The 16,128-nt window shown below is 38.0% G+C and carries 11 protein-coding genes and 1 other annotated feature; of the genes, 6 read left to right on the top strand and 5 right to left on the bottom strand.

The window, feature by feature from the left end; translation table 11 throughout:
• Positions 1 to 197 precede the first annotated feature (197 nt).
• The 3 genes from murC to DEX24_RS04770 all read left to right on the top strand — a co-directional run bounded on the left by murC (position 198) and on the right by DEX24_RS04770 (position 2,965).
• A complete protein-coding gene (gene murC, locus DEX24_RS04780) occupies positions 198 to 1,514 on the top strand; it encodes a UDP-N-acetylmuramate--L-alanine ligase (RefSeq protein ID WP_109305267.1) in 1,317 nt (438 codons plus the stop codon).
• A gap of 457 nt (positions 1,515 to 1,971) precedes the next feature.
• On the top strand, positions 1,972 to 2,382 hold the full coding sequence (locus DEX24_RS04775; RefSeq protein ID WP_109305266.1) for a DUF948 domain-containing protein: 411 nt from the start codon (positions 1,972 to 1,974) through the stop codon (positions 2,380 to 2,382).
• A gap of 34 nt (positions 2,383 to 2,416) precedes the next feature.
• Positions 2,417 to 2,965: a YtxH domain-containing protein gene (locus DEX24_RS04770; protein WP_109305265.1), complete on the top strand. Its 549-nt coding sequence runs from the start codon at positions 2,417 to 2,419 to the stop codon at positions 2,963 to 2,965.
• 49 nt (positions 2,966 to 3,014) lie between these two features.
• On the opposite strand, the gene DEX24_RS04765 is transcribed toward DEX24_RS04770, so the two are convergent.
• Positions 3,015 to 5,165, bottom strand: a complete 2,151-nt coding sequence (locus DEX24_RS04765) for a cell division FtsA domain-containing protein (RefSeq protein ID WP_109305264.1) — start codon at positions 5,163 to 5,165, stop codon at positions 3,015 to 3,017.
• A 328-nt stretch (positions 5,166 to 5,493) separates the two neighbouring features.
• On the opposite strand from DEX24_RS04765, the gene DEX24_RS04760 reads away from it, so the two are divergent.
• Together DEX24_RS04760 and ccpA are read left to right on the top strand one after the other, a co-directional pair.
• The gene (locus tag DEX24_RS04760; RefSeq protein WP_109305263.1) at positions 5,494 to 6,579 is read left to right on the top strand and encodes a bifunctional 3-deoxy-7-phosphoheptulonate synthase/chorismate mutase; all 1,086 of its coding nucleotides are present in this window, start codon (positions 5,494 to 5,496) and stop codon (positions 6,577 to 6,579) included.
• A gap of 127 nt (positions 6,580 to 6,706) precedes the next feature.
• The gene (gene ccpA, locus DEX24_RS04755; protein WP_109305262.1) at positions 6,707 to 7,705 is read left to right on the top strand and encodes a catabolite control protein A; all 999 of its coding nucleotides are present in this window, start codon (positions 6,707 to 6,709) and stop codon (positions 7,703 to 7,705) included.
• Between the two features lie 214 nt (positions 7,706 to 7,919).
• Here ccpA and DEX24_RS04750 read toward each other — a convergent pair whose 3' ends face one another.
• From DEX24_RS04750 to DEX24_RS04740, 3 genes are read right to left on the bottom strand one after another with little or no spacing between them, the layout of a single operon-like run.
• Complete coding sequence (locus tag DEX24_RS04750) at positions 7,920 to 9,110, bottom strand: acetoin utilization protein AcuC (protein ID WP_109305261.1); 1,191 nt, start codon at positions 9,108 to 9,110, stop codon at positions 7,920 to 7,922.
• Positions 9,080 to 9,724: a CBS and ACT domain-containing protein gene (locus DEX24_RS04745; RefSeq protein ID WP_109305260.1), complete on the bottom strand. Its 645-nt coding sequence runs from the start codon at positions 9,722 to 9,724 to the stop codon at positions 9,080 to 9,082. Before DEX24_RS04745 ends, DEX24_RS04750 begins: the two co-directional genes overlap by 31 nt.
• A gap of 19 nt (positions 9,725 to 9,743) precedes the next feature.
• Positions 9,744 to 10,376: an N-acetyltransferase gene (locus DEX24_RS04740; protein ID WP_109305259.1), complete on the bottom strand. Its 633-nt coding sequence runs from the start codon at positions 10,374 to 10,376 to the stop codon at positions 9,744 to 9,746.
• Between the two features lie 270 nt (positions 10,377 to 10,646).
• On the opposite strand from DEX24_RS04740, the gene acsA reads away from it, so the two are divergent.
• Positions 10,647 to 12,365 (top strand): acetate--CoA ligase, encoded by a 1,719-nt coding sequence (gene acsA / locus DEX24_RS04735; RefSeq protein ID WP_109305258.1) that lies wholly within the window; start codon positions 10,647 to 10,649, stop codon positions 12,363 to 12,365.
• Positions 12,366 to 12,894: 529 nt separating this feature from the next.
• On the opposite strand, the gene DEX24_RS04730 is transcribed toward acsA, so the two are convergent.
• Entirely contained in the window at positions 12,895 to 15,426 is a 2,532-nt protein-coding gene (locus tag DEX24_RS04730; RefSeq protein WP_109305307.1) for a transglycosylase domain-containing protein, read from the bottom strand.
• Between the two features lie 474 nt (positions 15,427 to 15,900).
• Positions 15,901 to 16,106: a binding site (T-box leader), on the top strand.
• Positions 16,107 to 16,128: the final 22 nt, after the last annotated feature.

The following is a 16,128-nucleotide window of genomic DNA, read 5'->3' as shown; positions in this document are numbered from 1 at the left end:
AAAATGATGGAAGTTTTTGAAAACAATTGTTTCGTGCTATAATATTAGATGTTTTGATTTTACCATTTATTTATAGCATAATAGATCGATTAAATTTACTTTAAATGAACTTTAAAAAAACTTGAATTTGAATTAGGGAATCACAGATCTTTATGAAAAAAGAATGAATTTCAAAGGCATTCCCAGGAGGTTTCAACATGACATTTTATCATTTCACAGGAATTAAAGGCTCAGGAATGAGCTCGCTTGCTCAAATACTTTTTGACTCAGGAGAAAAAGTGCAAGGTTCGGATATTGAAAAATATTTCTTTACTGAAGCGCCACTTCATGACAGAGGCATTAAAGTACTTCCATTTGATGAAAATAATATTCAAGAGGGTATGGTCGTTATTGCAGGAAACGCATTCCCGGACGAACATCCGGAAATCGTTCGTGCAAAAGAAATGGGCGTAGAAGTTATACGCTATCATAAATTCCTCGGCGAATATTTAGAAAAATATACATCGGTAGCCATTACTGGTGCTCACGGTAAAACATCAACAACGGGCTTGATGGCACATGTTTTAAGTGGCAACGAACCAACATCCTATTTAATCGGTGATGGTACAGGAAGCGGTACAGAAGAAGCTAAGAACTTTGTTATGGAAGCTTGTGAATACCGACGCCATTTTTTATCGTATCACCCAGACTATGCCGTTATGCTAAATATTGATTTCGATCACCCGGATTACTTCACAGATATTGATGATGTATTCAGCGCTTTCCAATCGATGGCATTGCAAGTTAAAAAAGCAATTATTGCTTGTGGTGATGATGAAAATTTACAACGTATTCAAGCGAATGTACCAGTAGTTTATTATGGTTTCGGTTCTGAAAATGATTTCGAAGCACGCAATCTTGTAAAAGATACAACGGGTACTACATTTGATGTTTTTGTGCGTAATGAATTTTATAATCAATTCCATATTCCACTTTTTGGTGACCATAATGTATTAAATACATTGGCTGTCATTTCACTATGTGAATATGAAGGAATTCCTGCTAAATTAATTCAAGAACAATTAAAATCATATGACGGTGTGAAAAGACGTTTCACTGAAACAGTCATTGGTGATCGTATTCTAATCGATGATTATGCACATCACCCAACTGAAATTGCTGCGACAATTCAGTCGGCTCGTCAAAAATATCCTGAAAAAGAATTAGTTGCTGTTTTCCAACCGCATACATTCTCTCGTACAAAAGCCTTTTTAGAAAACTTTGCTTCTAGTTTAAACGAAGCAGATCAAGTTTATCTTTGTGATATTTTTGGTTCTGCACGTGAAAATAAAGGTGAATTAACAATTCATGATCTTGTAGCCTTAATTCCAAATAGCGATGTCTTACAAGTGGCAGACATTGAAAAATTAACGCAACATAAAGACGCAGTATTCTTATTCATGGGTGCTGGAGATATTAATAAATTCCAAGCTGCTTTTGAAAAAGTTATTGCACCAACAAAAGAAGTTATTTAATGACAACCCAAATGGTCTACGATTCTTATGATAAGAATTGTAGACCATTTTTTAAAGAGTCGGCAAACTATACTTTGACAAAGGATTTTATCTATTGGCCGAGAATTTTCAACTATAGTGGTATATTTGCTTGATCCCAACAAGTTATACGCTGGAAAAGGAGCAAGGCAGAGAGTTTGAATAGCTTTCATTTTAGATGGTCTGATTCTTGTCGTGCGAAGCGGCTATTGAATAGCGAGTAACAAAAAATAAAAGTGATGTGATTTGCAATAACCCAATCGCGCACTTCGCTATGTGATGTAGAACTGAAAAAGACATAAAAAATTAAAGTTCTCGTGACATAGTGTTTTTATTGGAAGGTATTTACGATAAATAGTAGAATATAGTAAATAACACAATGTTTAAAATATCATGAATTGTGGAATTTGGTAGTAATACACATGTAGGAGGGAAAAACATGATTGTTATTCTTTATATTGCCGCACTTATTTTTGCAATAGCGGTATTAGTTCTCTGTGTCAGTCTTGCAATGACGCTTGGTTCAGTTAAAACGACATTAAATAATGTAGCCAAAACAATGGAAGGTATTGAAGGTCAGATGAAAGGTATTACTTCTGAGACGACGAGCCTTTTAGAAAAAACAAATGTACTTGCCGAAGATATTCAACATAAATCACAACAATTAAATTCACTTGTAGGTGCTGTTAAAGGCTTTGGTGATTCTGTGAGTGGTTTGAATAGCAGCGTACAATCCGTAACATCATCTATTCAAAATAATGTTGGGCGCAATAGTGATCAAATCGCCAATGTTGTGCAATGGGGTTCTGCATTAGTCGGAATTCGTAATAAAGTAAAAGCTAAAAAATAAGCAAAATAACAATTCTATTAATGGGGGTATTTTAATGACAGAATCAAAACCAAACTATAATGATGTACGAGAACAACTTACTTATGATAGAGAATTGCAATATTTACCAGAAACATATCCGACGCGTCAAGAGTCATTATATGCAGATCAATCGTCACTAAACGGCAAAGATTTTGTTATTGGTGCATTAGTAGGCGGTATTGTAGGCGCAGCTGCAGCCTTGTTTTTAGCACCAAAAGCAGGAAAAGACCTTCGCAATGATGTAGTCGTACAAGCGGCTAACTTCAAAGAGAAAAGTTCTGATCTTACTTCTCAAGCTAAGGGTAAAGCAGAAGTATTAAGAGAAAAAAGTGCTGAACTTGCAACGCAAGCTATCGAAAAATCAGCAAAATTATCAAAAAAAGTACAAGAACAAGCTGGACCAGTTGTTGATAAAGTAAAATCATTAAAAAATAATAAAACAGCACCATTAGATGATGGTACCGCTTCATATGAAGGGGAAGAACCACTAGACTATATGGATACAATTGACAAAACAGTTGCCGATGTAACATCAGATGAAACAAAAAATCATCATGGCTAATAGTAGATAAAAATGCGCGAGTTGTTTGAAAAAACAGCTCGCGCATTTTTTATATGGTCGTAGGAATTAATCGGATAGCTAATTGATCTCCGCCAAAAATAACGGTATCAAATTGTGCTTTTTCACCATTTCTGAGCAATTCAAATGTCCCTTTAAAATTCTCAGGAAGTTGCCAAGTTGTATATTTAAAAACATCTTGATATGTCCATTGTGTCAAATCAAGCGTTATAAATTGTAATTTCGCACCATTTGTCACGGTTGCATCTAATGCTATTTCTTTATTATTGCATAAAACTCTTGCTGCAACTGCTTCTAGAATCACTTCAACGCCTTGGAAATCAAGACTACAGCGATTGAAGAGGGGAATATGTAAATCTTGAGCAATCGTAGCAATCGTTGCGATTTTTCGCTCCGTCCATGTCACGCTGTCACCATTCGCAATAGCTTGGTGTAGGGAGCTTGGTACACCATTTACTTGGATTTGGCAGCAATATGCGGGATTCTCATGTTTTTGATCATTCACATATACGATAAATGGTTCACATTGTTGTGCGACATCCTCTTGGTTGATGTGGGTAAGAAGACTTCGGACACAATCATCCTGATGAATAGTAAGCGAGTCGCCATCCTTCAGTTGAGTATCAAGCGTTGCTCGTATGCCATTTATGGCGATCGTAGGAGCAAGTGTATAGGGGCTATCGTTTACCATCACCGTCAATTCTGTAGCAGCATCCAATAAATCTTTGACCATTGCAGAGGCACCAATGCCATCTAAACCTTCGATTAACTCGATGTGGTCACCGTTCTTAATTAATGTTTTCATCGTTGCTTCTACGCCGTTTACTTGGATGGTCGTTGGGCTACCGTGGCCACCAGGAATATGAAGTAGTCGATTATTCAGCGTGACACTCATAGCCAATCCAGGTTTGCCATATAGTTTGGAAGCGACAATATTGGCAGCGAGTAAAGCATCTGTGACAGCCATTTCCTTTAATTCAAATAAACGAATTGTCTGCTCATTGACAGTAACAGACATGTATTTAATCGGTGTATTTTGTGCAGCAATTGCAATGCCGATTGGTGTCACAAGTTCAGGTGAGGCAGGTACATGTGCTTCACGTGTTAAACCTTGAATAGCATCAATTGTACGAACCGCTACACGCTGCTCTGTGAGGTCTAGAGCGCGACTTAACTCCTTTGTAATAGTTGGAGTCAAACTACCGCCACCAATTAGAATAACAGCCTTAGGTGGCTGATTAGAGTTAAGTATACGGATTTCATCGGCTATTTTTGTTGCTAAATTTAAAATAGCCGGCTTTATAATGTTAATAACCTCTAATGACTCAATTTCTTCATCGAAACCGAGAATATCTGAAATGGTTACGCTTGTTTTTTCCGTCAACTGCTTTTTAATCGTTTCTGCAACTGGGAAATCGAGTAAATAATGATCGCTTAATGCTTCAGTTATTTCGTCGCCAGCAATCGGGACCATCCCGTAAGCAATGACCGTACTTTTATCCGTTATAGCAATATCCGAAGTACCAGCGCCAATATCGACTAAAGCGATATTTAGTCTACGCATCGTCGTTGGAATGAGTGCATTGATTGCGGCAATTGGCTCTAAAGTTAAGCCATCCATCTCAAGGTCAGCACGCTTTAAAGCGGCAATAAGTGATTCTACGACAACACGTGGTAAAAATGTCGCAATAACTTCAATGGATGCTTCTGTACCCTGTTGGTCAATAAGGCTGCCAATTTCTTCTCCATCTAAGCGATAGTAAAGTACGGAGTAACCAACACAGTAATAATGATTACCTGCGAGGTCTTTTTGATGTTGTAAGAGATTTGCTTGTGCTTCTTGTACGGCGGATAATTCTAAACGGTCGATATCTGTTTCTGTTAATGCGCGACGATTTTTAATATTAATCGACGTTGCGGCCTGTTCTGTTTTTAGTGAGCGACCTGCGGCAGCGATTGAAACCTTATGTAATGGTCCATGTTTTTCTTCCAACTGCGTTTTTATAAAAGAAATGACGTTTGCGACGTACACGACATTATGGATTTGTCCATCCACCATGGCACGCTCGCTATGTTCTTTGGAGATAAGATCCACGACATGGTAGTGGTCTTCATGTCGTTCAAGAATAATACCGACTACAGAACGTGTACCTATGTCTAATGCGAATAATTTTTCGGTCATTTTGTACAGCCTCCAGTTTAAATTTGGATAAAAATCCTCTCAATACTTCGTTGCGTTGAAGCGTTAAAGAGAAAGTTCGTGACTTTTCACTTTGTTATGCTTATAATACGTTTAACGCCTATTTAAAATAGTTGTTGTCACGTACGTCACAAATTGCGTTAAGAATGAAAAAGCCTTATGAACAGGGTGTTTGCTTGCTTATTTATGGAGAAGCCGTCACTAATCTGGTCTGATATGACCTAGATGGAAGGTAGTTCACTTACTAAAAATGTATCATATATTTCAGAGAGTCGAAAGTATGAGATGCATTAATGAGAGGAGAACGGTTATGAATCATCAAAATTTAGAAGGTCTTCGCGACCAAGTAGATGAATTAAATCTTGAAATTTTACGTTTGATCAACAAACGTGCTGAGTTAGTAGAGGAAATTGGTAAAGTAAAAGAAAAACAAGGTGTTAACCGATTTGACCCATTACGAGAACGCCATATGTTAGATCTTATTACAGAGAATAACCAAGGTCCACTTCCACAAGGGACTGTTAATCATATTTTTAAAGAAATTTTCAAACAAGCATTAGTGCAACAACAATCAAATACGAAAAAAGAATTGCTCGTATCGCGTAAACGTAAACCAGAAGATACGATTGTGAATGTTAATGGCGTACCAATCGGTAATGGCACACCATCATTCATCTTTGGTCCTTGCGCAGTTGAATCTTTTGAACAAACGGAAGCAGTTGGTGCAGAAATTGCTAAAAAAGGCTTGAAATTAATGAGAGGTGGCGCCTATAAACCGCGTACATCACCATATGATTTCCAAGGGCTTGGCTTAGAAGGACTGAAAATTTTAAAAGAGGTCGGGCAAAAGCATGGCCTCGGAATTATTTCAGAGATTACAACACCAGCTCATTTAGAAGAAGCATTGGATTATATTGATGTGATTCAAATTGGTGCACGTAATATGCAAAATTTTGAATTATTAAAAGCGGCTGGTCAAACGAATAAACCGGTATTATTAAAACGTGGCCTTGCAGCGACAATTGATGAATTCATCCATGCGGCTGAATACATTATCTCGAAAGGGAACGACCAAATTATTTTATGTGAACGCGGTATTCGCACATATGAAAAAGCGACGCGTAACACATTAGATATATCGGCTGTTCCTATCTTAAAACAAGAGACACATTTACCAGTCTTTGTTGATGTGACACATTCAACTGGTCGCCGTGACTTATTATTACCTTGTGCTAAAGCGGCAATCGCAATCGGTGCGGATGGTGTAATGGCTGAAGTGCACCCCGATCCAGCGGTAGCATTGTCTGATGCCCAACAACAAATGGATTTCCCAACGTTTGATGCTTTCTACGAAACAATCCAAAAATTTATGAAAAATTACGAAATTAATGCATAATTAAACAAATTTTTGGCAGTGGCGGTTCAATCTACATTGAATCGTCATTTTTTTCTGCTCTAATCATTGAAAATCGCTTACATTATAGCTTATGATTAGAAGAGAAGAAAAAAAGGAGGGTCATTAAGTGACCGTAACAATTTATGATGTTGCACGCGAAGCAAATGTTTCGATGGCAACTGTATCACGAGTAGTAAATGGCAATCCGAACGTGAAGCCCACAACAAGAAAAAAAGTATTGGAAGTAATCGATCGTCTACATTATCGACCGAATGCCGTAGCACGTGGTTTAGCAAGTAAGAAAACAACAACAGTTGGGGTGATTATTCCCGATATTTCAAATGTTTTCTATGCGGAATTGGCACGTGGTATCGAGGATATTGCTACAATGTATCGCTACAATATTATTTTATCGAACTCGGATCAAAACGAAGAGAAAGAAATTGAATTATTGGATACAATGTATGGTAAGCAAGTGGATGGCATTGTTATTATGAGTGAAAATGTATCAGAGAAAATCTTAGAGAAAATGAATCACGCGCCAGCGCCAATCGTATTAGCGGGCTCCGTTGATCATTCGAATACGATGCCCTCTGTAAATATTGACTATACACAAGCTGCGTACGAAGCGGTTAAAAAGCTAATTGACAATGGACATAAACGCATAGCCTTTGTCTCAGGTCCATTCACATCAATCATCAACCGCGATCATAAGTTTGTTGGTTATAAAAATGCATTAGAAGAAGCACATATTGAATTTGATGAGAATCTTGTATTATCTGCTGAAGATTCATATGACAGTGGTATAGAAGATTTTGATCATGTCAATCAATTAGAAAATCCACCAACAGCCTATTTCACAGGATCTGATGAATTGGCAATTGGTATTATCCACGCAGCTCAAGATGTTGGTAAGTCTGTACCAGAGGATATCGAAGTAATTAGTTTTGAAAATTCAAAACTAGCTCGTATGGTGCGTCCACAATTATCGAGTATGGTCCTACCTCTTTATGATATCGGAGCAGTAGCGATGCGTCTGCTAACTAAAATTATGAGTAAAGAAAAAATTGATCACTTACAAGTTGTACTTCCTCATCGTATGGAAGAAAGAAAGTCTACAAAATAACGAAGCAAAACGAGCTCGCCGACTATCAATTACCGATAGTCGGCGGGCTCATTTTTTAGATTCTCTTATATATTGGGGTATCGAAACAACTCCTATTTTAGATAGGTAGAAATAGCGAAAGCTTTCCTACTTGTTTTTCGGCAGGAGTTCTCGCCATTTCTCCATCTTAATCAAACTATTCAGTTAATTAACTATAACGTATAGTTAATGCGTTTTACTCTTGACAATTTTGTCGAATCATATAGAGTGCTTTTTCTAGCACTTGATGATTTTTTTCAGTTATTTCTTCTTTGCGTGGGATTGCTTCGTAAAGTGGAGAAGGATCCTCCCATGTCTCAATTAATTTAACAGGCGCTTCGGGTTGCCATTTCTCCAGCCAATTTTGAGGCAGAGGACCACTTGGGCTTTCTTGGTCTGTCATTGCCAACCAAATCAGTGCCCACGCCCTTGGTACAACACGCCATATATCGTAGCCACCACCACCAACTGCTACCCAACGCCCTTCACAAAATTCATGTGCAATATCATGTGCAATACGAGGTATTTCATTGTATAGATTCATCGTACCATAGAGATGGGTTAAAGGGTCTAAGTAATGAGCATCCGCTCCGTTTTGCGTCAAAATAACATCCGGTTTAAAATGAGCAGCAATCTCACGGATCGATTGTTCATATACTTCTAAAAAAGAATCGTCTTCGGTAAAAGCATCTAGTGGAATATTAAAAGAGGTTCCATAACCTTGTCCGTTGCCACGTTCTGTTACGGCACCCGTGCCAGGAAATAGATAGCGACCTGTTTCATGGATAGATAATGTACAGACATCTGGATCATCGTAAAAACTCCACTGTACACCATCCCCATGATGGGCATCTGTATCGATATAAAGTACGCGTGCACCATATTTTTTCTGCATGTATTTAATGGCTACTGTGCTGTCATTATATATACAAAAACCAGATGCTTTCCCCTTGAAACCATGATGAAGTCCACCACCTAAATTCAGTGCATGTTGTGCCTTACCTTGCATTACATAGTCGCAAGCGGTTAGCGTACCCCCAACAAACGTGGCGCTTGCTTCATGCATATTCGTGAAAATAGGTGTATCCTCTGTACCAATACCAAAAAGTTCGCCTTCTCCATCGCGTAAATAGCCATGACCTGCACGTTTTACAATATCTATGTAGGCTGCATCATGTCCTAGTAATAATTCCTCATCTGATGCAACACGAGGTTGAACAATGTCTACGGGTTGAAGTGCCTTACTTTGCATCAATAAGTCGATCGTCAGTTCCAATCTTTTTTGATTGAATGGATGTGTTTCAGAAAATTTGTATTCAAGCTGTTCTGGTGAATAGACAAATACTGCAGCTTGATTTATAGATTCATACCCGGCATATTTGGCCATAATACATCAAATCCTTCCTGGCGTAATCCTGCAATAATTGGAATGGGGTTCATACTCTTTAAGCGAATTGATATAATCTGGAATTGTGGATCATCATCTTTATAAATAAGCAAACTTAAAATATTTGCGTTGAAATTAGAAATAATTTTCGTAATATTATGCAGTTCACCTGCTTGATCTTTAATGCGGATATCGATGCGAGAGCTGGGCTGTGTCGCACCAGTCAATTCGATATAATTGTAGAGTAAATCGGTATCAGTAATAATACCAACAAGTTTATTGTGGCTCACAATTGGTAGGCAACCAATGCGATGTTCATAAAATAGAAGCGCAACTTCTTCAATAAAATCAAGTGGATGCCCAATCAATGGATTTTTAATCATTATATCTTGTAACGGCGTTTGCAAAAGCACATCTTCAGCATCTTTTACAAATAGCCGAGAAATAGCATTTTTAATATCACGTTGAGCGATGAGTCCGACCACTTCACCGTTGTCATTTATAATCGGTAAGTGACGTATCTTATGCTGGCGCATTATACGATTTGCATCAAGCAATGTGTGGCTTGGTGTCAAGGTTTGCACAGCGGTCGTCATAATTTTTTCGACTATCATATTTAGCCCTCCTTGAAATTCAATACATGAGGCGGTTCATAAAACGTAAGCGATCAAAGCGTTCAATACTTTCCTGGTCTACACGTTTACCAATACGAGCCATCAAGCAGTTAGCGGGGTGGGAGCAAATTTCTGGATCGTCGGTAGCATAATATTCTAAACCGCCTGCATTCATCATTTTTTCCATCACTTTTCGGTAATCCCAAACAGATAGACCTGTGCGTTTTAAATCCCAATGCCAGTAGTATTCTGTTGTGATGACAATATAGTCTTCCATCGCATCATCCAACATCGACAGTCGCAGCATCTCTTTCCCTAAACCAGCACCACGGAAATCATTAATGACCTCTATAGCCCCTAATTCAATCAAATTGTCCATTTTCCCCTCTGACCAGCGTTCTAAAGGATCTGGGTAGACAAATGTCGTATAACCGACGATTAAGCGATCTTGTCTACAAACGATAATCCGACCCTCAGGCAATTTAGAAATGCCTAAAATTGCCTCGTATTGCTGAGGAGCAACACGAAATGAGCATAAGTCTTCGTGAAATGTCATTGTTTCAAGCTCCGAAGATAATATAGGACCTTCAACGATAACCTCTCCTCGAGGAGTATGCACCGTATTCGAATAGAATGTACGGATATGCTCCATTATTTTCTCCACTCCTTCTACAAACTATCTTCTTTATTATACAACAGAGAGTAGCAAATAAATAACTTGAATGAGTGATTTTCGTTTAAATAGTAGTAGTTGTGAATAATATAAGTCACGAGTTGTCTTGTTGAAAAATACTAAAAATGCTAGGTGAATACAATATTTCACTAATCATTAGAATATTTCGTTAAATTTAAACTTTAAAGTTATAGTACAGTGTAAACTGTTATATAATAGTTTGTAAGAAATAAAGAAGGAGGTAGTTTAATGAAGATTGCATCATTGCCAGCAGTTAGTGGGCATTATAATTTAACTGATTATAATAAGGAAAAACTAGATTTCAAATGGGATCGTGTCGAAAAAGAATTTAGCTGGTATCACAATGGGCGGGTGAATATGGCGTATGAGGCTATAGATCGGCATGCAGAATCTGATAAAGCATTTAAAACGGCATTATTTTATGAAGATCCAACGAGACAAGAATCGTATAGTTTTTTAGAGATGAAAAAATGGACGAATCGAGCAGCAAATGTTTTTACAACACATTCAGATTTGAAGAAAGGCGATCGGTTATTCATTTTTATGCCAAGAACACCTGAACTTTACTTCTCATTATTTGGGGCTTTAAAAAAAGGAATTATTGTTGGACCGTTATTTGAAGCCTTTATGGAAGTGGCTGTCTTTGATCGTCTTCATGATAGTGGAGCTACTGCTATTGTCACAACACCGGAGTTGCTCGACCGTATTCCATTACATCGTTTACCACTAGTGAAAAAAGTATTTGTTGTAGGACAACAAATTGATGCCACTGATCGAATAATTGATTTCAATAAACAATTGGCAAGCGCTTCAGACGACTTTGATATAGAGTGGTTGGGATTAGAAGATGGTTTAGTCCTGCATTATACATCTGGTTCAACTGGTAAACCTAAAGGGGTATTACATGTGCAAAATGCGATGATTCAGCAATATCAAACTGCTAAATGGGTATTGGATTTACGTGAGGATGACGTCTATTGGTGCACAGCTGACCCAGGTTGGGTGACAGGAACGGCCTATGGTGTTTTTGCACCGTTGTTACATGGTGTGAGCGTTGTCATTATGGGCGGCCGCTTTTCTCCGCAAAATTGGTATGGAACATTAGAAAAGTATAAAATCAGCGTGTGGTATAGTGCGCCGACAGCTTTTCGCATGCTGATGGGAGCGGGGAATCATCTAGTAGCTAATTATGATTTAGGCGCTCTACGTCACGTATTGTCAGTAGGCGAACCATTGAATCCAGAAGTGGTAAAATGGGGGAATGACATCTTACATCATCGCATTCACGATACATGGTGGATGACGGAAACGGGCGCGCAAATGATTTGTAATTATCCAGCGCTGGCAATCAAACCAGGCTCTATGGGGAAAGCCATTCCAGGAATTGTGGCGACAATTGTTGATGACCGAGGAGTAGAAGTTCCGCCGTATACGATGGGGAATCTCGCAATTAAAAGTGGTTGGCCAGCGATGATGAAAGAAATATGGAATAATAAAGCACGTTTTGACTCTTATTTTTTAGCTGGAGAATGGTATGTATCAGGAGATTCGGCCTATATGGATGACGAAGGGTATTTTTGGTTTCAAGGACGTATCGATGATGTCATTATGACGGCTGGTGAACGAGTAGGTCCTTTTGAAGTAGAGAGTAAATTACTGGAGCATCCCGCTGTGTTAGAAGCCGGTGTTATCGGTAAACCGGATGAAATACGTGGTGAAATTATTAAAGCATTCATCTCCTTAAAAGAAGGGGTCGTAGCGACTGCTGAATTGGAAGCAGATATTAAAAAATTTGTAAAAGAAGGACTAGCTGCACATGCAGCACCGAGGGAAATAGAATTTAAAGATAAACTACCTAAAACCCGCAGTGGTAAAATTATGCGACGTGTTTTAAAATCATGGGAATTGAATTTACCAACGGGTGATCTATCATCGATGGAAGATTAATAGAAAAAAGCTACGACATCAGTATAAAAACACTATCCTAGCTGAGCATAAGAAAAATCGAAATTGCGCTGTGGCGTGGTTTCGGTTTTTTGTGGCGAACCCTGAAAAAAATCGATGAAATGTTTTGTACATCTTCTTTCTTAGGAGTAGTCGACCTAATTATGAAAACTATCTTCTGTAATACAGACAAAGCGCATCTTTTCATAATAATCTTCTTGAACGTAAGTTGCTTCTAACGGCATATGCATTTCATTGTCATCTGTTTGTTTTACGGTGGACATCTTCTGAAAAGCTATTCGAATAATCAAAACGAAAATTAGTAAACAGTGCTACCTACACACGTTTCAATCTGTGAATCATGGGTGTCGAGCAAAAGGTGGAGGGGAAAAACCCCCAACAAAAAAAGAGTTAGTGCAGTTGTCAACTTTATGACATCTAGCGCTAGCTCTTTCCTTGTATAAAACAAAAACTGCAGCTAACCAATTAGTGGTTAACTGCAGCTAAAGAAATCTGTATGAAGTTAATTTAACTACTCTTTATCTGTCGTAGTATCTCCAGAGTCGCTAGGCTTGTCCGAATCTTCCTTAGTATTATCTGTTCCATTAGAAGGTTTTGGCTTTGTTGTGCTGTCATCACTTGTTGAATCATCCGCGGGTTTTGTCGGCGACGTCGGTTTTGTTGGCTTGGGTTTTGTCGGCACGTCATTTGCGTTGGAATTAGTGTTATTCGACGTCGTGTTGTTTGTCGCGTTATTCGAATTACTCGTTGTCGAGTTTGTCGCGCGATCTGGCGTTGCGGCTTCCTTTGTTTTTTTCTCCTTAGCTTTCGGTAATGTTCCTCCGAAAGGCTTTAATAAATCTTCTGTTGTGACACTTGGTACGCTTAATAGTCCATTAAATAAATCGGACTTCATATTACCACAGCCAGAGCTTGCACCTGTATCAGCACAGAATGAACGATTCACAACATTTGCCGGGCGTGTGAATGTTTTTCCATCTGCTGTTGCGAGTTTTGGATCGGCATCATAAACAGAATTCATAACGCGAGACCATAGCATATTAATACGTGTACTCGGTATGAAGTATGCACCATTATAAGCATTTAATGTTTTTGGTTGATCATAACCCATCCAAACACCTAATGTAACTTTTGGATTGTAGCCGACCACCCAAACATCTTTAAATTCTTGAGATGTCCCTGTTTTAGCAGCGAAATCAGCATTGAATTTCAAATTGCTCTTGGCGATTGTTCCCGTTCCTGATTTTAGAACGTCACGTAACATATCGGTAATAATATAAGATGTTTCTTCAGAGAACACACGTGTTTTTTTAGATTTATGTTTAAAGATTGTCTTGCCATCACGATCGACAATTTTATCGATTACATATGCATCAACGAAGTTACCACCATTTGCAAATGCCGCAAATGCATTTGTATTTTCTTCAACGGTTACACCATATTTTAATGCGCCAATTGAAGCAGCATAGTTTGTATAATCGTCAGCATCTAAATTAGAAAAACCTAATTTTTTTAACATTTCAGCTGGTCTGTTTGCAATAATTTGTGCATAAAGACGAATGGCTGGTAAGTTAAGTGAATCTTTTAAAGCATCACGTGCAGATGTAATACCACGTTCTTCTTTTTCATCATAGTTACTTGGAGACCATCCACCATAGTTGAACTTAACATCGGCTACTGGACTACCTGCTCCTATGCGACCATATTGAATGGCTGGTGCATAGACTAATAAGGGTTTCATCGTAGAACCATTTGAACGTTTTGCTTGTGTAGCGTGATTGAGTTCTTCAATTTTAAAGTCACGTCCACCAATAAAACTAATAATTTTCCCAGTTTCATTTTCGATGAGGACAGAGCCTACTTGAACTGGATCGGCAACTGTTTTTGTCTCGCCAGTATCCGGATCAGTAACTGTTTTATTGTAGGTTGCACCATAGTAAGGGAATGAATCCTTCGCTTTTTGCATCGCGTCATAGGTTTTTTTATTGATTGTTGAATAAACCTTATAGCCTTTAGAACGCAATTCACGATCTGCTAAAATCATGTATTTTTCTTTCATTTTTGATTCTTTATCAAGGCGTTTTGTATCGATGCCATCTTTTTTAGCTAAAATTTTTGCCATAATATTTTTTGCACGATCTTCAATCTCGTATGTTACATATGGGTATTTTTCAGTCGCTTGTTTTTCACGTTTACGGAAATCTTTTGTAATATCATATTTCAATGTTTTTTTATATTGCTTATCTGAAATATAACCTGTTTCGTGCATACGGAAAAGAACGGTTTTCATACGATTAGTGCCAAGTGTTAATGCTTTTTTATCCTTTAGTTGGCCCGTTTGTGTAAATGGCGTGTATGCAAACGGAGATTGTGGGATACCGGCTAAATAAGCAGCCTGTGCTAAATTGAGATCGGAGGCCTTTTTATTGAAAATCCCTTTAGCTGCCGTTTCGACACCAGCGATGTTTCTCCCCGCTGAGTTACGACCATATGGAATAATATTTAAATAGGCCTCTAAAATTTCGTCTTTTGTCATAAAATGCTCTAAGCGTTTTGCCAATAGCAGCTCTTTTGCTTTGCGCTCATAAGAAACCTCATTCGTTAAAATTTGGTTTTTTATAAGTTGTTGTGTCAAAGTGGAACCACCCGATTGACTAGCGGAGTTAGAGACATCTTGTAAAAGACCTCTAAAAATAGCTTTTGGCACAATGCCATCATGCTCATAAAAATACTCATCTTCCGTAGCTAATACGGCATCAAGTAATTTTGGTGAAACTTGTTTTAAGGTTGTTTCCGTACGTTCTAAATCTGTACGCATCTTACCTAAATATTGATTGTTTGCAAAATATAGCTGACTTGTTTCGTCATAGTTAAAAATGGTATCGCGCATCTCTTGTTTAGACATGAGCTTTTCATCTTTAACTAACGAAGCGAAGTAGCCTGCTCCAAGTGAGCCTAAGAAGATAATCCCAATAAATACAAGCGTGATTAATAATAAGAATAAATTCCAAAGTACACTGGATGAAATACGGAAATATTTCATGAATTTTTTCTCACCAAATGCTTGTAATCGATTGTCCCAATCTTCCAATCGCTGTTTAAATGAATTCACTTGAACGACCGATTCCAAAACTCACAAAAGTGAAAGTTGCTCAGTTGAAATACGGCCTTCCTCCTTCGAAAGTAAATCAGGCTTAAAAAATAGCTGCAACTTACATTTTTTTTGCCTGGTTATAGATTATAGACGTTTTTTCAGTTTAGGTACACTTCATCGATACTAAATAGTATGTATGACCCTATTTACTTTAGCATCAGACTATAAAGAATAGTATACAATATTTTACCCTATTTACATGAAAATTATTCCATATATGTGTACGCTATTTAAAGTATTTTATGTGTAAACATCGTCTTAAAAAGTATACATTATATGATTTTACATTAAATCGGTGTAAATATGTATGAACAATTTATATATTGACAAAAAAATGATATGAAGTACAATAACAGTTATAGATTCCACGCGATGAACGATGCGCAGTAGTTATTTGACTTCCTGTTTAGAGAGCTGACGGTTGGTGAAAGTCAGACATAGTTGAATGATGAATTACACATTGGGAGCATGGACGCAGCCGCTGCGTTATAGCGATTGAGCGGGAGAGTGGGTTATCGATTCTCCAAGCCGGGTGGTACCGCGTTAACTACGTCCTTAACGTCCCTGCATTTATAGCAGGGGCGTTTTTAT

The sequence above is a fragment of the Kurthia sibirica genome (assembly GCF_003143975.1).
GTDB lineage: Bacteria > Bacillota > Bacilli > Bacillales_A > Planococcaceae > Kurthia > Kurthia sibirica.
Note: the sequence above shows the minus strand (reverse complement) of the source record. Positions and strands in the feature narration are given on the sequence as shown.

Excerpts from the sequence above, each read along its gene's own strand:
- murC (WP_109305267.1), top strand. The coding sequence starts at position 198 with ATGACATTTTATCATTTCACAGGAATTAAAGGCTCAGGAATGAGCTCG.
- DEX24_RS04775 (WP_109305266.1), top strand. The coding sequence starts at position 1,972 with ATGATTGTTATTCTTTATATTGCCGCACTTATTTTTGCAATAGCGGTA.
- DEX24_RS04770 (WP_109305265.1), top strand. The coding sequence starts at position 2,417 with ATGACAGAATCAAAACCAAACTATAATGATGTACGAGAACAACTTACT.
- DEX24_RS04765 (WP_109305264.1), bottom strand. The coding sequence starts at position 5,165 with ATGACCGAAAAATTATTCGCATTAGACATAGGTACACGTTCTGTAGTC.
- DEX24_RS04760 (WP_109305263.1), top strand. The coding sequence starts at position 5,494 with ATGAATCATCAAAATTTAGAAGGTCTTCGCGACCAAGTAGATGAATTA.
- DEX24_RS04750 (WP_109305261.1), bottom strand. The coding sequence starts at position 9,110 with ATGGCCAAATATGCCGGGTATGAATCTATAAATCAAGCTGCAGTATTT.
- DEX24_RS04745 (WP_109305260.1), bottom strand. The coding sequence starts at position 9,724 with ATGATAGTCGAAAAAATTATGACGACCGCTGTGCAAACCTTGACACCA.
- DEX24_RS04740 (WP_109305259.1), bottom strand. The coding sequence starts at position 10,376 with ATGGAGCATATCCGTACATTCTATTCGAATACGGTGCATACTCCTCGA.
- acsA (WP_109305258.1), top strand. The coding sequence starts at position 10,647 with ATGAAGATTGCATCATTGCCAGCAGTTAGTGGGCATTATAATTTAACT.
- DEX24_RS04730 (WP_109305307.1), bottom strand. The coding sequence starts at position 15,426 with ATGAAATATTTCCGTATTTCATCCAGTGTACTTTGGAATTTATTCTTA.